The organism is Phytohabitans maris (genome assembly GCF_031085175.1).
Lineage (GTDB): Bacteria > Actinomycetota > Actinomycetes > Mycobacteriales > Micromonosporaceae > Phytohabitans > Phytohabitans maris.
Genome location: NZ_JAVHUY010000063.1, coordinates 33,986 through 53,154 on the forward strand (window position 1 = coordinate 33,986; position 19,169 = coordinate 53,154).

The following is a 19,169-nucleotide window of genomic DNA, read 5'->3' on the forward strand; positions in this document are numbered from 1 at the left end:
TGCCGCTATGTCTGGCATGAGCTGTCCTTCGTCGATGCGCCGGTGCCACGAACGTCGCCGTGGCACCGGCGGCCTGCGGTCGGCTACTTGATGCAGTCCTTGTTCCAGCTGTCCAGCGACCTCGTCACGTAGTAGTTCGTGAGGCAGCCGGCGTAGTCGTCGAACTCGCCCACCGGCTCGAACGCGCCGGACGACGGGTTGTACTTGTACGGACGGACGCCGGCGATGCCGACGTGGTCGTCCGGCGAGAAGGTGACAGCCGGCGAGAGGGCGCCGTTGTCCAGCTCGTTGAGCTTGTCGAGCTGCTGCTGAACGGCATCGCGGGTGGGACGGTCGCCGGCCCCTTCGATGGCCTTCGCCATCACCATCGCGATGGTGTATCCCTGCGTGAACTCGGGCCTGTCGTACACCTTCGCCTCGAGGCCCGCCGCCTTGGCCGCCGCGATCAGCGGCTCGCCGTCGGCGCCGGCGGCCCCGGGAGCGGTGTAGCAGTTGAAAGCGTAGTAGGAGTTGACGACGCCCGGCGCGGTCGCCGGGACGGAGCCGTCCTGGAGCACCGCGGCGGTGCCGATCGGCAGGTTCTTCACGCCGAACTTCGCCAGCGACTTCATCGTCACCTGTGCGGTGCTGGTGGCGCCGTGGGCGATGAGCATGTCGGGCTTCTTGTCCGCGACGTCGCGCCCGAACACGTCCTCGTTCAGGGCGCCGTACTCGGTGACGTGGTTCGCCACGAGCGTCCCGCCCGCCTTCTGGACCAGTTCCTTGACCACGCTCGCCCACTCGTTGCCGGACGCGACGGGGGTCTGGGAGGTCATGATCCGGGGTGCCGCCAGGCCGAGCTGCTCGACCATGAAGGCGACCGCGACCTCGGCCTGGTCCGGGTAGGTGCACGCGAGCGAGTAGAAGTTCTTGTTGAACGGCTTCATCATGTCGGCTCCGGTGACGATGGAGCCGACGAACGGCAGGTTGTTCGCCCGGGACTGGGCGGCCACCGCGCTCTGCTGAGTCGAGTTGAGACCGGTGAAGGCGAGCGCCGGGGTCTGCGTGACGAACCGGCGGTAGTTCGAGACGCCCTTGGGCGCCTGGCTCTGGTCGTCCAGCACGACCACGTTGACCTTGCGACCGTTGATGCCGCCCTTGCCGTTCACCGCGTCGAAGTACGCCTTCACGCCGCTGGTGTAGGGCAGGTAGTTGGAGGCGGCCGGACCGGTGACGTCGGAGCTCATGCCGATGGTGATTTCCGTTGCGGACACGCCGTCCTTGGGCGAGGAGAACGAGGACGACGAGGAGCTCGATCCGCAGGCCGACGCCAACAGGAGCCCACCCACCAGGGCGGGAACGGCGGCCGTCCGGCCAAAGGTCGAATTTATCTTCATGCAGATCTTCGCCTCTCATGTTGCTGTGGCGTGAACCACATGTATCAAGCGTATTATTCGTAGGGTTACGGAGTCAAGGAGCTGTCACGCCGGTACGCGTGCGCCCGGAGGCCCTAGAGCTCCCGAAACTCCCCGGCGCGCAGGCGTTCGACCACGACAAACTTCTGGATCTTGCCCGAAGGGGTACAGGGCAGGACATCCGTAACGAACCATCGCTTCGGTGTCTTGTGCGGAGCGAGGTGGGCGCGGACGTAGTCGTGCAGGGCCTGGGCGTCCACCGCCGCCGGATCGGCCGTGAGGACCGCGGCGACCTGTTCGCCCCAGCGCTCGTCCGGGAGCCCCACCACCGCGGCACCGGTCACCGCGGGGTGCGCCACCAGCACCTCTTCGATCTCCCGCGGGTAGATGTTCTCGCCGCCCCGGATGATCATGTCTTTGAGGCGGGACCGGACGGTGAGGTAGCCGCGCTCGTCCATGCTGCCGACATCGCCGGTGGCCAGCCAGCCGTCGTCGGACAGGGTCCGGCCGGTGGCCTCCGCCATGTCCCAGTAGCCGCTCATCACCTGCCGGCCCCGCGCCTGGATCTCGCCGGTCGCGCCGACCGGCACGACCTCTCCCGCGGGGTCGACCACCCGGACCGAGACGTACCGCTGCGGACGCCCTACCGTCTCCGTACGGTACCGGAGGGAGTCGGTCGGGCGCGTCTGCGCGATCGGTCCGCTGGTCTCGGTCTGGCCGAAGAGGTTGAACAGCGGTACTCCGAGCTCGCGCTCCACCCGCTGGGCCAGGGCCACCGTCACCGGGGCCCCACCCACCATGACCGAACGCAGCGTCGACAGGTCGTACCGGTGCCGCTGCGGATGATCGAGGATGTCGATGATCATCGTGGGAACCAGCAGCAGGCTCGTGCCGCCATGGGTCTCGATGGCCGCCATCACCTTGCCGGTCTCGAACCGCTGCATGATGACCTGGGTGCCGCCGTACGAGATGGCGGCGATCGTGCCGTGCCCCAGGCCGCCGATGTGAAACATCGGCATCGTGTTGATCCACACGTCGCCCGCCTTCAGGCCGGCGTTGCCCGCGACGGTGATCATGGAGTGGGTGATCGCCTGGTTGCTGAGCACCGCGCCCTTGGGAACGCCCGTCGTGCCGGAGGTGTAGAGGATCTGCACCGGATCGGCCGGGGCGACCACCGGATCGCCGTCCTCCGCCGCCTCGCCACCGAGGTACGCGTCCCACTCGTCCACGGCGATCCGGTGGCGCACGGTCGGGGCATCCGCGCCGGCCCTGCCGAGGATGGCGTGCATGTCCGTGCCGCGGTACGACCGTGAGTAGAAGACGCCGGCGGCCGCCGACTGGTCCAGGACGTAGGCGAGCTCCTTCTCCCGATACGCCGGGTTGACCGGGACGAGGATCAGACCGGCGCGGGCGAGCGCGCACTGGAGCAGCACGAACTCGGGACAGTTGGGCATCCAGACCGCGACCCGCTCGCCGCGGGCGAACGTGTGACGCAGCCGCCGCGCCAGCCTGGTGACATCCGCGTCCAGCCGGGCGTACGTCCACTGTCGCCGGTCTTCGAAGTCGACCTGCGCGAGGACGTCGGGGTGTGCCTGAGCCGCGCTCCGGAGCAGCCCGCTCAGGGTGTGTGGTTCGATGCCGTCGAGGCTCTCCGCCTCCCACAGAGACCGTGCCAGCGGCGTGTGCGGCGTCATGGCTTCCGAAACCTCGCGATCCGCGCCTCGTGCTCGGCGGAGTCGTGCAGCGTGGTGTTGGCCAGGCGTTCGACGAACCGCTGCGCGCGCGGGTCGGCGTACGTGTTGACGTCGATCACGGCCTTGGCGAGGCCGAGGGTGTCCGGGGGTATGGCCATCAGGCCGCGGACGAACTCGTACACCGCGTCCATGAAGCCCTCTTCCGGAAAGATCTCCTGTACCAGCCCGATCGTCAACGCCCGCTCGGCGTCCACCCATTTGCCGGCCATCGCGAGGTACTTCGCCCAGGCGGGGCCGACCATCCGCACCAGCCGGCTGGACCCGCCGGCCCCGGGCAGGATGCCGATGTTCACCTCGGGGAGCCCGAACTGCGCCCGCGGCGTGCAGAACCGGAAGTCGCAGGAGAGCGCCATCTCCAGGCCCGCGCCGAGACAGGTCCCCTGGACCGCGGCGACGACCGGCTTCTCGATGGACTCGAAGTAGTCGTAGAGGTTGTGGATGGCGCGGTAGTGGCGGCGGTAGTTGAGGCCGGGCTGTCGCTCGTCCGAATCCAGCGGGGGGAAGCGGCCGGGCATCGAGTTGAGGTCGATGCCCGCGGCGAAGTACCTGCCCGTGGCGGTGATGACCATGCAGCGAAGGTCGTCGCGCCGCTCCAACGCTGTCGCCGCGGTCCAGAAGGCCTCCGTCATCTCCAGCGTGATGGCGTTGAGGGCGGCCGGGCGGTTCAGCTCGACCGTGACCACGCCGTCGGCCTCGATGATCCGTACCTGCTCGCTGTCCGCCGTGGACACACGCACCCTCCTCGGTCAAGTCCTCACGTGCCCGCGTCAGCGGTCCTTACCATGACATCTATCCGCACAGTATGGCCATATCGTCCCGCTGGTCAACGTCGGTCTTCCTGGTTGCGGGCCGAATCCCTCCGGCAATACTATGCGGATAATCCGTGGAGTTAGGGGTATTGCATGACCGAGAACGCTGTGGACCACGACGTTGTCATCGTCGGCGCCGGGGTATGCGGCCTCTACGCCCTCCACCTGATGCTGAAGCAGGGCCTGCGGGTCGCCGTGCTGGAGCGGGCCGACGGCCTGGGCGGCACCTGGTACGCGAACCGGTACCCGGGCTGCCGCTTCGACTCGGAGAGCTACACCTACGGATACTCCTTCTCCGAGGAGCTGCTGCGGGAATGGAGCTGGAGCGAGCTCTTCGCGGCACGGCCGGAGACGCTGGACTACCTCAACCACGTCGCGGACCGGTTCGAGCTGACCAAGCACATCCAGTTCGGCAGCACGGTCGTCGCGGCCGCCTACGACGAGAGCCGCAGCGCCTGGACGGTACGCCTGGACGACGGCCGGAGCCTCTCCACGCGGTTTCTGATGACCGCGATCGGCCACCTCTCGGCCCCGGTCATGCCGCGGATCCCCGGGTTGGACAGCTTCCAGGGCAGGTCGTTCCACACGTACCACTGGCCGAGCGAGGGGGTCGAGCTGACCGGCCAGCGCGTCGCCGTCGTAGGCACCGGATCCACCGGCGTCCAGATCATCGCCGAGATCGCCGACAAGGTCGACCAACTCGTCGTCTTCCAGCGCAACCCCAACTGGTGCGCCCCGTTGCACAACCGTCCCATCGGCAGCGAGGAGATGGAGCGGATCAAGGCGTCCTACGACGAGATCTTCGAGCGGTGCGCGCAGACGCCGGGCGGCTTCCTGCACGGGCCGGACCGCCGGAAGGTCTTCGAGCTCTCCGAAGAGGAACGGCTCGCCTTCTGGGAGGAGCTGTACGCCGCGCCGGGCTTCGGCATCTGGCTCGGCAACTTCCGCGACACCTTCATGGACGAAGCGGCCAACGCGGAGCTCAGCGCGTTCATCGCCGGCAAGATCAGGCAGCGGGTCAGCGACCCCGCCGTCGCCGACAAGCTGATCCCCCGCGATCACGGGTTCGGCGCGAAACGGGTACCCCTCGAGACCCGCTACTACGAGGCGTACAACCGGCCCAACGTGCGGCTCGTGGACATCAAACAGACGCCGATCGAGCGGGTGACGCCGGCCGGGATCCGCACCGGCGAAGCCGAGTACGCCTTCGACCTGATCGTCTACGCCACCGGGTTCGACGGGGTCACCGGACCGTTCGACCGCATCGACATCACCGGCGTCGGCGGCGTGAAGCTCGCCGACAAGTGGGCGGACGGCCCCCGGACCCTGCTGGGCACCCAGATCAACGGATTCCCCAACCTGTTCACCCTCGTCGGCCCCCAGAGCGGCTCGGTCGCGACGAACTTCCCCCGGGGTATCGAGGAGGCCTGCGAGTGGGTCTCCGGCCTCGTCGCCTTCGTCCGGGAGCGCGGGTACCAGCGCGTCGAAGCCACCGCGTCGGCCGAACAGCAGTGGGTCGACCACGTCAAGGAGATGGCGGCGAAGGTCCTGCTGAGCCGAACCAGGTCCTGGTTCACCGGCTACAACCCCAACCTCGACCGGAGCACCGAGAACCGGTACGTGATGTACACCGGCGGCGCCGTGCGCTACCGCCAGCGGCTCCAGGAGCAGGCCGCGAACGGGTATCCCGGCTTCACCATGGCGTGAGCCCTACGCGGTCTCCGCCTTCCGGACCTGCTCGGCCACCGCGGCGAACTCGCCCTCGTGCGAGGTCGGAACCACGTACCCCGTCGGATCTTCGACCTGGTCCATGCGGTCGGCGACGTCCTTGCCGGAGACGGGGACCGCGGGGTCGCTGAGCCAGCCCTGGGTCACCCCCACGAACGCCCTGGCGTACCGGCCCGCCACCGCGGAGTACATCCGCCCGGTGACCCGGCAGGCCGGGCTGGCCAGATAGCTGACCAGGGGCGTGACCAGGTCGGCTCGCATGCGCGGGACCAGCGCCCGGCGGTCCTCGCGGGGCCACGAGATCCTGGTACGGCCGGGGTTGGTCGCGGCTGCGGGCAGCACGATGTTGGCCAGCACGCCGTGCTCCGCGCCCTCGATCGCGAGCACGTTGGTCATCCCGAGCAGGCCGGCCTTGGCCGCACCGTACGCCAGCTGGCCCCGCATCCCGAACAGGCCCGCGCCCGAGCTCAGCGAGACGATGCGCCCGAAGCCGCGGCGCGTCATGCCGCGGTAGGCCTCCTGGGACAGCAACACCGCGCCACGGAGGTTGACCCTCAGCATCGTGTCCAGGTGGTCGAGGTCGACCTCCTCCACGGCGGCCTGCCGGACCACGGCGGCGTTGTTCACCAGCGCGTCGAGCCGGCCGAAGGTGTCTTCGGCGAGCGCGACCAGCTCGACCGCGGTCTCCGGCTCGCCGACCGCGCCGACATGCGCCACGGCGCGTCCGCCGGCCTCGACGATCTCTTCCGCCACCACCTGTGCCGTCGGCCGCCCGCTGTCCTCGTCGCGGCCGATGTCGTTTACCACCACGGACGCGCCCTGCCCGGCGAAGGCGACGGCGAACTGGCGGCCCAGGCCGTGCCCCGCCCCGGTGATGATCACTGACCGGCCGGCGAGCCCCGCGCCGTCCCGCGCCGCGGCCGTCATTCGCCCGCACCCGCGGCGAAGATCCGGCGCGGATTGTCGATCGTCATGAGCTGGATCTCCTCCGTGCTAATCCGTTCCCGCAGCATCGGGATCACCTCGTCCGGAATGGTGGTGAGACGGGAACGCGGCATGTAGGTTTCCTTCTCCTCGGCGGACAGAAAGTCGCACCAGCACATCGAGTCGTGCGACATGACCATCTGGCTGGCGTAGCCGCGGCGGCACATCTCCACCACGACGTCCACCCGCTGCTCCACGGTCAGCCGGAACCACGGCGGCGCGTCGAGCCCGAACCGGTCCATCCCGATGTAGCTGCCCCGTTCACAGAGCGCCGAGAGGTAGGCGAAATCGGTGGAGTCCCCGCAGTGCCCGATCACCACCCGGCTCAGGTCGACCCCTTCGCGCGCGAAGACGTCCTGCTGCATGAGGCCGACCTTGGTCTTCGGGCGGGTGTGCGTGGTGATCGGCGCGCCGGTCGCCACCTGCGCCCGGGCGGCCGCCCGGAGCATCATCTCGTTCTCCCGGTCCAGGACCGGATCGGTGCCGGCCTTGATGATTCCGGCCTTGACGCCGGTATCGGCGTAGCCGACGGTCAGGTCCCGAACGAACAGCTCGGCCATCCGGTCCGGATCCGTCGTCTCCTCGGGCGCCTTGTACCTGAACGGGTACGGGACGGGAAAGTGCGGGTGGACGCCGGTCGAGAAGATGACGTTGACATTGGTCGCCGCCGCCGCGATCCGCCGGATCAGCGGGACGTCGCGGGACATGTTCGGCGGCGTGCAGTCGACGATCGTGCGGACGCCGCGGTCGCCGGCCGCGCGCACCTGCGTCGCGACCTCGTCGGCCCGGGCGGTCAGGTCATCGAGGTGCGGCCACTGGTCGTGCAGGTTCGCCGACTTCACCATCAGATGCTCGTGCATCAGCGTGAAGCCCAGGTCGGCAACGTCGACCGGTCCCAGCGCCGTCTCCACCGTCGCCATCGCCTCTCCCCTGTCGCTATACCCTTACTATGCATATAGTACGGGTACTAAGGAACGGCCTCCAAGCAGACCGCGAGGTATGAGTGAGTACGAGTGGCACGTCGTCGTTGGGGAAGTATGTCGGGGTTCGCAGCATTATGGAGTCCCCGATCATGGACGACCGGAAGTGGGCGAAGGTTCCGGACATCCCCGCCGACTCCTTCATGCTCGATCTGGAGGACAGCGTCTCCCCGGCACTCAAGGAGGCCGCTCGCGACAAGGCCGTCCAATACCTGGCCCAGCCCGACTACTTCCAGCACAAGCCGGTCCTGGCCCGCCCCAACCACCTGTCCACGCCCTGGGGCAAGGACGACCTGGTGGCACTGGCCGAGGCCGGCGTCGGCTGCCTCGCCTATCCGAAGGTCGGTACCGTCGAGGAGCTGGACGAGGTCCGGGCGATCCTGAACGCGCACGGCGCGGACCCGGACGTCTTCGCCATCGTCGAAACCGCCGACGGGGTGCTCAACGCCGCCGCGATAGCCCGCCACCCCAGCGTGTGCGGGCTGATGTTCGGCCCCGGAGACCTCAGTGTCGACAGTGGAATCACGTTGCTCACCGCCGGCGGCGAGCTGAATCCGGCCCTGGTGGCGCCGAAGGTGCACACGGTCCTGGCCGGCGCCGCGGCCGGCGTACCGACCGCCGACATCGCCTACCTGACCAACATCCGCGACCTCGACGAGGCGCGCCGCAAGTACCAGGACTCCCAGTTGCTCGGCTTCACCACCGGGATCACGTTCTACCCGCCGCACGTGCCGGTCGTGAACGCGGTGTTCGGTCCCTCCGAGCAGGAGGTGGCGCGCGCCCTGGAGATCGTCGACGCCTACGAGCAGGTGCGTAGCCGGGGCGAGACGGCGGTCACGCTGGCCGACGGCCGGGTCCTGCTCGTCCACGACTACGAGAAGGCGCTCGTCGTCCGTGCCCGCGCCCGCGCCATCGGCCTCGCCTAGATGCGCTCGCCCGGTCTCGACGACGCCAGGACAGGATGACAATGGAGCAGCTGGAGCCAATCTGGGTCCCGCCGGACGAGCTCGTCGCGAGCGCCAACGTGACCCGCTTCGCCGAGCGCGTGTCGAAGTCGACGGGCCTGGTCATGGACGACTACCACGCGCTCTGGCAGTGGTCGGTGGCCGACCTGGACGGTTTCTGGCAAGCCGTCTGGGAGCACTTCGGCCTGACCGCCTTCGGCACCGCCGAGCGCGCGCTCGCCGACGACCGGATGCCGGGCGCGTCGTGGTTTCCGGGCGTGCGGCTCAACTTCGCCGAGTACCTGCTCGGCCGCGAGGTTCCCGGCGGCGACGACGCGGTGGCCATTGTGGACGCCGCGGAGAATCGCCCGCCGGTCGAGATCACCCGCGGCGAACTCCGCCGTGGCGTGGCGGCCCTGGCGCAGGCGCTGCGCGGGATGGGGATCCAGCCCGGCGACGTCGTGGCCGGCTACCTGCCCAACATCCCGCAGGCGGTGACCGCGATGTTGGCGGCGGCGGCGATCGGGGCGATCTGGTCGTCGGTGGGCCAGGACTACGCGCCGGCCGCGGCGGTCAACCGCTTCGGCCAGCTACGGCCGCGGGTGCTGATCGCGGCCGACGGGTACGTGTTCGCCGGGCGGGTACACCGCAGGACCGGGGCGGTCAGGGAGATCCGCGCGGGGCTGCCGACCGTCGAGCGCGTCGTCATGATCTCGCGCCTGGACGGTGCCGACCTGGACGGCGACTGGCTTCGCTGGGACGGCATCCCCCAGCCGGACGGCCCGCTCGCCTACGCCCGGGTGCCCTTCGACCACCCGCTCTGGGTGCTCTTCTCCTCGGGCACGACCGGTCGGCCGAAGGGGATCGTCCACGGCCACGGCGGCATTCTGGTGGAGACCGTCAAGCAGATGTCCCTGCACTGGAACCTCTCCGGCGGCGACCGGGTGTTCTGGTTCACCTCGCCGAGCTGGGTGATGTGGAACCTGCAGCTGTCCACATTGGCCGTCGGCGCCGGCGTCGTCTGCTACGACGGCTCGCCCACCAGCCCCGACCCGGGCCGGCTCTGGGACCTCGTCGCCGCCACCGGGGCCACCTTCTTCGGCGCGAGCCCCGGCTACCTCCAGGCCACCGCCAACCACGGGCTGGCACCGGCGGCCGCGTTCGACCTGGCCGCGCTGCGGGCCATGGGCAGCACCGGCTCGCCGCTGCCGCCGGCCCTGCACCGCTGGGCGTACGAGCGGGTCGGGCCGCTGCCGCTGTGGTCGATGAGCGGCGGCACCGACATCGCGGGCGCCTTCCTCGGCGGCGTGCCGACGGTCCCGATCTGGCCCGGCCAGCTCTCGGTCCGCTGCCTCGGCGTGGCGGCACAGGCCTGGACCGAGGAGGGCGCCCCGGTCGTCGACCGGGTGGGCGAGCTCGTCGTCACCCGGCCGATGCCCAGCATGCCGGTGGCGTTCTGGGACGACCGCACCGGGGAGCGCTATCGGGAGGCGTACTTCTCGACGTTTCCGGGGACGTGGCGGCACGGCGACTGGATCTCGATCACCCCGTGGGGCAGCTGCGTCGTGCACGGCCGCTCCGACTCGACCCTCAACCGCAACGGCGTGCGCATCGGCAGCGCCGAGATCTACGCGGTGGTCGAGGCGATCGACGGCGTCGACGAGGCCTTGGTCGCCGGCGTGGAGCTGGCCGACGGCGGGTACTGGATGCCGCTGTTCGTGGCCCTGTCCCCCGGCCGGGAGCTGACCGACGAGCTGCGTGCCACGGTGAACGACGCGGTCCGCACGCAGGCCTCGCCGAGGCACGTGCCGGACGAGATCATCCAGGTGAGCGGCATCCCACACACCCGGACCGGCAAGAAGCTGGAGATACCCGTCAAACGGCTGCTCCAGGGTGCCGCGGTCGCGGACGTGGCGACCCCCGACGCGGTTGACGACCCGGAACTCCTCGCGCAGTACGCCGCCCTGGCCCGGCGAGGCGGCGCGCGGCGATGAGGAGGCGGGTGGCTGCGTTTGTTACGTATAGTTAGGGTACTACCTGGCACACCAGGACGACTTCTTCCCCCTACTGACAGGAAAGGTGTTCCGTGAGGCAGACGGAATCGACCGGAGCACCCGAGCAGTCGGCGCAGCAGCGAAACGTACGCCCGGAGAAGCTTTCGGAATCGATCGCGCGGGATATCGTCCGGGAGATGCGCGGCCTGCCGCCCGGCTCGATGCTCCCGCCGGAAAGCAGCATGGCCAATACCTACAACGTCGGCCGCGGCTCCCTGCGGGAGGCGCTGCGGATCCTGGAGGTGCATGGCCTCATCGTCGTGCGGACCGGTCCCCGTGGCGGGCCGATGGTGGCGCCGCGCGCCGACAGTGTCAACTTCGCCCGCCTGGCCTCCCTGCACCTGCACCTCACCGAGGCCACCTACCGCGACATCATCGAGGCCCGCCTGGTGCTGGAGCCGGTCATGGCGCGGCTGGCCGCCGAGCGGCAGGACCGTGCGGTCCTGGAGCAGTTGCAGGCCTACGTCGAGCTGCCCGAGCCGCAAAATGACAAGGAGTATCTGCACAGCGTCAGCGAGTTCCATTCGCTGGTGGCCGGGATGTCCACCAACCCGGTGCTCGATCTGTACAGCCGGTCCCTGAAGGACATCTACACCGACCGGATCGAGTCGATGGTGTTTCCGGTCTCGGCCCGCTCGAAGGTACACGCCGACCACACCCGGATCGCGCGGGTGATCGTGGAGGGCTACACCACCGAGGCGGAGCGGCTCATGCGGGCGCACATGGAGGAGTTCCTGAAGTTCTCCGCCGACAGCCATCCGGGCATCCTGGACGAGGTCGTCGACTGGCGTTAGCCCGCCCTCAGACGGTGCCCGCGGCGCGCAGCCGGTCCAGCTCCGCCGCGGTCAGGCCGACCAGCTCCCGGTACACGTAGTCGTTGTCCTGCCCCAGGTCGGGCCCGGTCCGCCAGACCCGGCCGGGCCGGTTGGCAAGGCGGGGCACGACACCGTGCATCCGGACGGTGCCCAGCGTCGGGTCGGTGACCGAGATGACGTCGTCGCGCTCGAGGTAGGTCGGGTCGTCGACGATGTCCGCGACCGAGTAGATGCGGCTGGCGATGACCTCCTGCCGGGTCATCTCCGCCAGCGTCTGCGCCGCGGTGTGCCCGGCGATCCAGGCGGCCAGCGCCTTGTCCAGCCGGTCCCGTCCGCGCACCAACTGGTCCATCGTGGCGTACTCGTCGACCGGGAGCCCGACCAGCGCCGCGATGTTGCGCACCGACTTGGGCGTCCCGGACGTCACGATGATCCAGGCACCGTCGCTCGTCCGATAGGTGTTTATCAGCGCCGACGGCACCGCCTCGACCTGGTTGCCCGCCCGGGTGGGCACGAACCCCAGCTGGTCGTAGAGGATCACCTGCCAGTCGATGAGTCGGTAGAGCGACTCGAAGAGAGCGAGGTCGATCCACTCACCGTGGAAGTCGGGCTCGTGCCGGCGGGTCAACGCCGCGCTGATCGCGAACGCCCCCATCAGCCCGGTCACCGCGTCGGCCTGGGAGTAGCCGACGGCCAGCGGCGGGCCGTCGGCGTGGCCGGTCAGGTGCAGGGCGCCGCTGCGGGCCTCGCCGACCTTGCCGAAGCCCGGTTCGTTGCGCAGCGTCGACGCGGCGCCGTTCGCCGAGATCTGGAGCATCACCAACCGGTCGTTGACGGCGTGCAGGGAGGCCCAGTCCAGGCCCCACCGCTCCAGGGTCTCCACCCGCATGTTCGTGATCACGACGTCTGACCAGGCGGCCAGCCGGCGCGCGACCCGCTGGCCCTCGGGCGAGCGCAGGTCGAGCGTGACCGACCGCTTGTTGCGGCCGATCGCGGACCACCAGACGTGCTTGCCGCCCTTGGCCAGGCTGAGCTGACGGGTCGGGTCACCCGTCCCGGGCGCCTCGACGTGCACCACCGTGGCGCCGAGGTCGGCGAGGAGCCCTCCGGCGACCGGCCCGGCCACGACGTGTGCGAACTCGACGACCTTGAGCCCCTCGAACACCGGCCCCTCAACCATGTGCACCGCCTATCCTTCCCGATCATTCAACCGTATAATACATATAGTTCTGGCAGAGGGAGGGGTATGAAGCTCGCACAGCTGCGGACCGAGGGCACGACCGTGGTCGCGGAGGTTCTCGGCGACGTCGCGGAGGTCATCGCCGAGGGCGGCCAAGACCTACTGCTGCGGGTCGCCGCCCACCCGCACGACATCGACCGGGACGGCACCCGCGTCCCCCTCGACAGCGCCACCGTGCTCACTCCGATCGACCGCCCGCCGTCGATCCGGGACTTCTTCGCCTTCGAGCAGCACATGCGCACGTCGCGGGCCAGCGCCGGGCAGGATCCCGATCCCGGCTGGTACGAGCAGCCGTTCTTCTACTTCTCCAACCCGGCGGCGGTGATCGGGCCGGACGTCCCGATCCGGCCGCCGACCGGGACCCGCGCGCTCGACTACGAGCTGGAGGTCGCCGCCGTGATCGGCCGCGAGTGCGCCGACCTGGACCCGAGCGACCCGACGAGCATGTCGGCGATCGCCGGGTTCACCATCCTCAACGACTGGTCGGCCCGCGACATCCAGGGCCGAGAGATGAAACAGCAGCTCGGACCGCAGAAGGCGAAGGACTTCGCGACATCGGTCGGGCCCTGGTTGGTGACCCCGGACGAGATCGCCCTGGCCGACCCCACCCGCCCGAAGGGGCGCATGCAGGCACGGGTCAACGGCGAGCTGTGGTCCGACGGCGAGCTCGCCGACATCTACTTCTCCTGGTCGCAGCTGCTCGCGCACGCCGCGGCGGACACCCGACTGCTGCCCGGCGACCTCTTGGGCTCGGGCACGTGTGGCACGGGCTGCATCCTCGAGCTGCGGACCTCCGGCCTGCGCGCCACGCGCCACTGGCTGCGCCCCGGCGACACCGTCGAGCTGAGCGTCGAAGGGCTGGGCACGCTGAGGAACACCATCGCTCCCCGCGAGTCCGTTGCCATCTAGTCGGTTTATACATATAGTTATCGCAAGACGGCGCCGCCTGGAAAGCAACTCGGCAAAGGAGCAAGTGTTGGCCTTCTTCAACTTTCTGACCGCCGAGCAGCAGGCATGGCGTGAGAGCTGCTACCGCTACATGGAGCGGGAGATCACCCGGGAGTACATCCGCGAGTGCGACATGGCCCGCGAGTACTACTACGAGGGATACCGGAAGATCGTCGAGCAGGGCTGGCACAGCCTGCTCATCCCGCCCGCGCTCGGCGGCTCCGGCGCCGGCCCGGTCGAGTACGCGCTGATGTGCGAGGCGGGCGGCCGGTACGGGTACGACTTCGTCGCCGCGGTCGTGGGCACGCCCTCGTTCAACGCCCAAAATCTCATCAAGTTTGGCAACGAAGACCAGCTGGACCGCTTCATCAAGCCGTACGTGCGCGGGGACATCCGCTTCTCGATCGGCATCTCCGAACCGCAGGCCGGCTCGGACGCCGCGGCCACGGCCACCCGTGCGGTCCGCGATGGTGATCACTACGTGGTCACCGGTGCCAAACAATGGATCTCCGGTTCCGGCGCGCAGAACGCGGTCATCCTCATGTTGGTGCGGACCGATCCCAGTGCGCCCAAGCACCAGGGCCTCTCGATGATCCTGATCCCCAACGACCTGCCGGGGATCCAGCTGAACAAGCTCAAGACGCTTGCTCGCCGGGGCATGGGCACCTACCAGGTCTTCCTCGACGAGGTCCGGGTGCCCGCGGCCAACCTGCTCGGCGCCGAGGGTCAGGGCTGGGAGATCATCGGCGCCAATCTGGAGTTGGAACGGATCGCCTGCGCGGCCGGCTACGTCGGCTGCGCCCAGCAGGCTGTGGACGACGCCCTGCTCTACGCCCACCAGCGCGAGCAGTTCGGCCAGCCCATCTACCAGTTCCAGGTGATCAAGCATATGCTCGCCGACATGCAGACCGAGGTGGACGCGGCCCGCCTGGTGCTCTACCGGGCGGCGGCGACCGTCGAGGCCGGCCAGCCGGCCCTCCGCGAGGTCTCCATGGCCAAGCTCCTCGCGTCGGAGACGTTGCAGAAGGTCTCCCGGCAGGGTGTGCAGATCATGGGTGGCCACGGCATGCTGCCCGAGGCGGACATGGAGCGGTACTTCCGCGAGGGCATGCAGTCCACGATCGGCGGCGGCACCTCGCAGATCCAGCGCTCGATCATCGCCAAGACGATGCACAAGGCGCTCATGGCATGACGGCGCCACCGTTGCAGGGAATCCGGGTGCTCGACTTCACCCGGCACCTCGCCGGGCCGTACGCCACGACGATCCTCGGCGACTTCGGTGCCGACGTGATCAAGGTGGAGTCCCGCCCGGATGGCGACCCGACCCGGCACCTACGCATGGGTGTCGAACCGCCCGACGCCGACAGCCAGGCGTTCATGAACTACAACCACGGCAAGCGCAGCATCGCCATCGATCTGCGCCGGCCGGACGGCGTGGCGCTGGCGCGGAGGCTGGCCCGCGGGTGCGACGTGGTCATCGAGAACTACCGCCCGGGCGTGGCCGACGCGATCGGCATCGGCTACGAGGCGCTGAGCGCGGACAACCCCGGCCTGATCTACTGCGCGCTCTCCGCGTTCGGCCAGAACGGGCCGTGGGCCCGGCAGCCGGCGACGGATCCCGTGGTCCAGGCCATGTCCGGCGTGCTCGAGGTGACCGGTCACGCCGGTGACCCGGTCCGGGTGGGCGTGCCGATCTCCGACGTGGTCGGGGGCATGGCGAGCGTCCAGGGGATCCTGCTCGCGCTCTACGCGCGCCGCCACACCGGCGTCGGCCAGCTGGTCGACGTGTCCCTCCTGCACGCGATGATCCTCACCCACACCACCCGACTGGCGGAGTACTTCGCCACCGGTGCGGAGCCGCGCGGGCAAGGCACGGCACACAGCCTCGTCGCGCCGTACGAGCTGTTCGAGACCGCCGACGGCAAGGTCATCGCCGGCTCCTGGGCCGAGGACACGTGGCCCCGGTTCTGCCGGGCCATCGGCCGCACCGACCTGACCGAGGACCCCCGGTTCAAGACCAACGTGCTACGTGTCCGCCACCGCGCCGAGCTGGCCGCGATCATCCAGGCCGAGCTCTCGCAGCGTACGACCGAGCAGTGGCAGGGCAGCTTCCACGAGGCCAACGCGCTGTTCGGTCCGCTGCTGCCGATCTCGCAGGCGATCACCCATGCCCAGATGGAGGACCGGCCAGCGGTGGTGCGGATCCCCCATCCGGTGCACGGCACCGTGTCGGTACCCAACCCGGCGTCGGCGGTCCGCCTGCACGGGACACCCGGCGGGGTACGCATCGCACCCGCGCTGCTGAGCCAGCACGCGCGGGAGATCCTGCTCGATTTCGGCCTGTCGACGGCGGAGATCGACGCCCTCGGCCGCGACGGGACGGTCGACCTCGGCCAGGACGAGGTCTCCCACGAGGCGGCCCAGCATGTCTGACGCCGTGACCTACGAGGTGGCCGACGGCATCGCGACGATCACCATCAACGAGCCGGAGTCCCGCAACGCGCTCTCGCCCGCGGTCCGGGAGGGGCTACGCGAAGCCTTCCGGCGCCTGAACGACGATCCGCGGGCCCGCGTCGGCATCCTCACCGGGGCCGGCGACCACGCGTTCTGCGCCGGCGGCGATCTGAACGACATGACCAACTCGACCCTGCGCGCCGTGCCACCCGACTACATCCCGATCCCGGGGCGCAACATGCGCGTGGACAAGCCGTGGATCGCCGCGGTCAACGGATACGCCGTCGGTGGCGGCGTGCTCTACACCCTCGTCGCGGACCTGGCGATCGCCGCCGACACGGCCCGGTTCGTCATGCCGGAGGCCAAGGTCGGCCGCGGCGCGCCCTGGTCGGTGGGTCTGATCCACCAGCTGCCGCGGAAGGTCTGGTTCGAGATGGCGGTCACCGGCGACACGGTCGACGCTCCGCGGGCGAGGGAAATCGGCCTGGTCAACCACGTCGTCCCGGCGGCGGAGCTGGCTGCCGCCGCGCGGGAGCTGGCGGCCAAGGTGGTGCGCGCCGCTCCCCTCACCGTGTCGGCCACTCTCAAGATGGTGCGGGCCTCGACGGAGATGGGCCAGACCGCCGCCTGGGACACCGCCGACGAGATCTTCAGCCATGTGTACGTGAGCGAGGACGCGCTGGAAGGTCCGCGTGCCTGGGTCGAGAAGCGCCGGCCGGTGTGGAAGGGGCGTTGATGCAGGTACTGGTGGACGGGTACTTCGACGATCTCGAACCGGGCTACACGACGGGTCCCTCACGCGGGCGCACCATCACCGAGACCGACGTCGTGCACTTCATGATGCTCACCGGAAACTGGGCCGAGATCCATTCCAATGTGGAGTTCGTCAAGGGTACGCCGTACCGGCAACGACTGGTGCAGGGCAGCCTGGTCCTGGCGATCAGCCAAGGCCTCTTCACCACCGGCCGCGCCGTCGCCGCCTTCTACGGCCTGGACCGGCTGCGCTTTCCCAAGCCGGTCTTCATCGGCGACACCATCGCGGTGGAGTGCGCGCTCACCGGCAAGAAGGACCGCGACGAGCGCTTCGGCCTGGCGACCTGGCGGATGACGGTGCGCAACCAGGACGAGGCCACGGTCCAGGTGGCGGACTACACCATGCTCACCTACCGGACGCCATGAGCGGCGTCCTCGGCGGTGTCCGGGTGCTCGAGCTCGGCGGTATCGGCCCCGGCCCGCACGCCGCGATGATGCTCGCCGACCTCGGCGCCGACGTCGTCCGCGTGGAGCCCCCGACACCCGGCGTCCACCTGATCCCGCCGGCCGACGACGCCGTGCTGCGCAACCGCCGCTCCATCGCGGTCGACCTCAAGTCGACGCCCGGCCGCGACATGTTTCTGTCCCTTGTGGACCGGGCCGACGTGTTGCTCGAAGGGTTCCGCCCCGGTGTGGTCGAACGGCTCGGTGTCGGTCCGGCCGAGTGCCTGGCCCGCAACCCCCGGCTCGTCTACGGGCGGATGACCGGCTGGGGACAGTCCGGACCGTTGGCGCGGCGCGCCGGACACGACATCAACTACCTGGCCCTGACCGGCGCGCTGCACGCGGTCGGGCGACCCGGCGCCAAACCCTTTCCGCCGCTCAACCTGGTAGGGGACCTCGGTGGCGGATCGCTGTTTCTCGTCGTCGGCATCCTCGCGGCGCTGTTCGAGCGGGAACGCTCCGGCCAGGGCCAGATCGTCGACGCGGCGATGGTCGACGGCGTGAGCACGTTGATGGCGATGTACTGGTCGCTGACCGAGCATCGACTCTGGTCGGCCGAGCCCGGAACGCACATGACCGATGGTGCGGCGCCCTTCTACAACACCTACGCGTGCGCGGACGGACGCTACGTCGCGGTGGGCGCGGTCGAGCCGCCGTTCTATCACGCCCTCGTCACCGGGCTCGGCCTGGATCCGGCCGCGCTGCCACCGCAGCTGGACCCCGACTCCTGGCCGGATACGACAAGGCGGTTCGAGGAGATCTTCGTAACCAGGACCAGAGACGAGTGGGCCGCGCATTTCGCCGATACCGACGCCTGCGTGACTCCCGTGCTGGCGCTGAACGAGGTCGCCGATCACCCCCACATCCAAGCGCGCGGGACCGTCGAGACCGTCGACGAGCGGCGTCAACCCGCACCCGCACCACGGTTCTCCCGCCACCGCCCGCCGCCGCTGCGCGGCCCCCACGTGCCGGGATCCGACCTGGCCGAGGTGCTGCGCGATTGGATCGAACCAGAGACGAACGGTCAGGTGAGGACGGAGTGAACATCGTCGTACTCGTCAAGCAGGTGCCCGACTCTAGCGCGGAGCGTTCACTGCGTAGTGACGATAATACGGTCGACCGTGGGTCGGTGAGCAGTGTCATCAACGAGATGGATGAGTATGCCATTGAGGAGGCGTTGCGGGTTCAGCAGGCGCATGGTGGTGAGGTCACGATCTTGACGATGGGGCCGGTGGGTGCGTCGGAGTCGATTCGTAAGGCGTTGTCGATGGGTCCGGATCGGGCGGTGCATGTGCTCGATGACGGGTTGCATGGTTCGTGCGCGCTGGCCACGTCGAGGGTGCTGGCGGCGGTGTTGGGCAGGCTTGGCCCGGATTTGGTGTTGTGTGGTGCGGAGTCGACCGATGGTCGGGTGCAGGTGATGGCGCACATGCTGGCCGAGCGGTTGGGGGTGGCGGCGTTGACCGGTGCGCGGAAGCTGACCGTCGAGGGCGGGTTGTTGACGATCGAGCGGCAGACCGAGGAAGGGGTCGAGGTGGTCGCGGCGCAGGCGCCGGCGGTGGTGTCGGTGTGGGACACGATCAACGAGCCGCGGTATCCGTCGTTCAAGGGGATCATGGCGGCTAAGAAGAAGCCGGTGCAGACGCTGTCGTTGGCCGATCTGGGTGTGGCGGCCGGTGAGGTGGGTGCGGCTGGTGCCAGCTCGGCGGTGGTCGGGCAGAGCAGGCGGCCGCCGCGGTCGGGTGGGGTGAAGATCACCGATGAGGGTGCAGGCGGCGTGCGGCTGGTCGAGTTCCTGGCTTCTGAGA

General features: G+C 69.4%; 18 protein-coding genes. 12 read left to right on the forward strand and 6 right to left on the reverse strand.

What is annotated here, in order from left to right; genetic code table 11:
• Positions 1–83 precede the first annotated feature (83 nt).
• Positions 84–1,226, reverse strand: a complete 1,143-nt coding sequence (locus RB614_RS40710; RefSeq protein ID WP_308718076.1) for an ABC transporter substrate-binding protein — start codon at positions 1,224–1,226, stop codon at positions 84–86.
• On the opposite strand from RB614_RS40710, the gene RB614_RS40715 reads away from it, so the two are divergent.
• Positions 1,210–1,410: a hypothetical protein gene (locus RB614_RS40715; RefSeq protein ID WP_308718077.1), complete on the forward strand. Its 201-nt coding sequence runs from the start codon at positions 1,210–1,212 to the stop codon at positions 1,408–1,410. The genes RB614_RS40710 and RB614_RS40715 overlap by 17 nt on opposite strands.
• A 79-nt stretch (positions 1,411–1,489) precedes the next feature.
• On the opposite strand, the gene RB614_RS40720 is transcribed toward RB614_RS40715, so the two are convergent.
• Together RB614_RS40720 and RB614_RS40725 are read right to left on the reverse strand one after the other, a co-directional pair.
• Positions 1,490–3,088 (reverse strand): class I adenylate-forming enzyme family protein, encoded by a 1,599-nt coding sequence (locus RB614_RS40720; RefSeq protein WP_308718078.1) that lies wholly within the window; start codon positions 3,086–3,088, stop codon positions 1,490–1,492.
• Positions 3,085–3,879, reverse strand: a complete 795-nt coding sequence (locus tag RB614_RS40725; RefSeq protein ID WP_308718079.1) for an enoyl-CoA hydratase/isomerase family protein — start codon at positions 3,877–3,879, stop codon at positions 3,085–3,087. Before RB614_RS40725 ends, RB614_RS40720 begins: the two co-directional genes overlap by 4 nt.
• Before the next feature lie 171 nt (positions 3,880–4,050).
• On the opposite strand from RB614_RS40725, the gene RB614_RS40730 reads away from it, so the two are divergent.
• On the forward strand, positions 4,051–5,664 hold the full coding sequence (locus RB614_RS40730; protein ID WP_308718080.1) for a flavin-containing monooxygenase: 1,614 nt from the start codon (positions 4,051–4,053) through the stop codon (positions 5,662–5,664).
• Between the two features lie 3 nt (positions 5,665–5,667).
• On the opposite strand, the gene RB614_RS40735 is transcribed toward RB614_RS40730, so the two are convergent.
• Both RB614_RS40735 and RB614_RS40740 read right to left on the reverse strand, forming a co-directional pair.
• Positions 5,668–6,612, reverse strand: coding sequence for an SDR family NAD(P)-dependent oxidoreductase (locus tag RB614_RS40735; protein ID WP_308718081.1), 945 nt, complete (start codon positions 6,610–6,612; stop codon positions 5,668–5,670).
• A complete protein-coding gene (locus RB614_RS40740; protein ID WP_308718082.1) occupies positions 6,609–7,589 on the reverse strand; it encodes a phosphotriesterase family protein in 981 nt (326 codons plus the stop codon). Before RB614_RS40740 ends, RB614_RS40735 begins: the two co-directional genes overlap by 4 nt.
• A 152-nt stretch (positions 7,590–7,741) precedes the next feature.
• Here RB614_RS40740 and RB614_RS40745 point away from each other — a divergent pair, with 152 nt between their 5' ends.
• From RB614_RS40745 to RB614_RS40755, 3 genes are all read left to right on the forward strand, one after another.
• Entirely contained in the window at positions 7,742–8,575 is an 834-nt protein-coding gene (locus RB614_RS40745) for an HpcH/HpaI aldolase/citrate lyase family protein (RefSeq protein ID WP_308718083.1), read from the forward strand.
• Positions 8,576–8,616: 41 nt separating this feature from the next.
• Positions 8,617–10,587 (forward strand): acetoacetate--CoA ligase, encoded by a 1,971-nt coding sequence (locus tag RB614_RS40750; RefSeq protein WP_308718084.1) that lies wholly within the window; start codon positions 8,617–8,619, stop codon positions 10,585–10,587.
• Between the two features lie 92 nt (positions 10,588–10,679).
• On the forward strand, positions 10,680–11,441 hold the full coding sequence (locus RB614_RS40755; RefSeq protein ID WP_308718085.1) for a FadR/GntR family transcriptional regulator: 762 nt from the start codon (positions 10,680–10,682) through the stop codon (positions 11,439–11,441).
• 7 nt (positions 11,442–11,448) lie between these two features.
• Here RB614_RS40755 and RB614_RS40760 read toward each other — a convergent pair whose 3' ends face one another.
• Positions 11,449–12,642, reverse strand: a complete 1,194-nt coding sequence (locus tag RB614_RS40760; RefSeq protein WP_308718094.1) for a CaiB/BaiF CoA transferase family protein — start codon at positions 12,640–12,642, stop codon at positions 11,449–11,451.
• 66 nt (positions 12,643–12,708) lie between these two features.
• Between RB614_RS40760 and RB614_RS40765 the strand changes: the two genes are divergently transcribed.
• The 7 genes from RB614_RS40765 to RB614_RS40795 form a co-directional block, all read left to right on the forward strand.
• Positions 12,709–13,611, forward strand: coding sequence for a fumarylacetoacetate hydrolase family protein (locus RB614_RS40765; RefSeq protein ID WP_308718086.1), 903 nt, complete (start codon positions 12,709–12,711; stop codon positions 13,609–13,611).
• Between the two features lie 67 nt (positions 13,612–13,678).
• The gene (locus tag RB614_RS40770; protein WP_308718087.1) at positions 13,679–14,842 is read left to right on the forward strand and encodes an acyl-CoA dehydrogenase family protein; all 1,164 of its coding nucleotides are present in this window, start codon (positions 13,679–13,681) and stop codon (positions 14,840–14,842) included.
• The gene (locus RB614_RS40775) at positions 14,839–16,083 is read left to right on the forward strand and encodes a CaiB/BaiF CoA transferase family protein (protein WP_308718088.1); all 1,245 of its coding nucleotides are present in this window, start codon (positions 14,839–14,841) and stop codon (positions 16,081–16,083) included. Before RB614_RS40770 ends, RB614_RS40775 begins: the two co-directional genes overlap by 4 nt.
• Positions 16,076–16,840: an enoyl-CoA hydratase/isomerase family protein gene (locus RB614_RS40780; protein WP_308718089.1), complete on the forward strand. Its 765-nt coding sequence runs from the start codon at positions 16,076–16,078 to the stop codon at positions 16,838–16,840. Before RB614_RS40775 ends, RB614_RS40780 begins: the two co-directional genes overlap by 8 nt.
• Positions 16,840–17,283 carry a MaoC/PaaZ C-terminal domain-containing protein gene (locus tag RB614_RS40785; protein ID WP_308718090.1) on the forward strand — a complete coding sequence of 148 codons (444 nt, stop codon included), beginning with the start codon at positions 16,840–16,842 and terminating at the stop codon, positions 17,281–17,283. The genes RB614_RS40780 and RB614_RS40785 overlap by 1 nt, the downstream gene beginning before the upstream one ends.
• Positions 17,280–18,404, forward strand: coding sequence for a CaiB/BaiF CoA transferase family protein (locus RB614_RS40790; protein WP_308718091.1), 1,125 nt, complete (start codon positions 17,280–17,282; stop codon positions 18,402–18,404). The genes RB614_RS40785 and RB614_RS40790 overlap by 4 nt, the downstream gene beginning before the upstream one ends.
• A partial coding sequence (locus RB614_RS40795) for an electron transfer flavoprotein subunit beta/FixA family protein (RefSeq protein WP_308718092.1) occupies positions 18,401–19,169 on the forward strand: 769 nt, incomplete at its 3' end. The genes RB614_RS40790 and RB614_RS40795, both read left to right, overlap by 4 nt.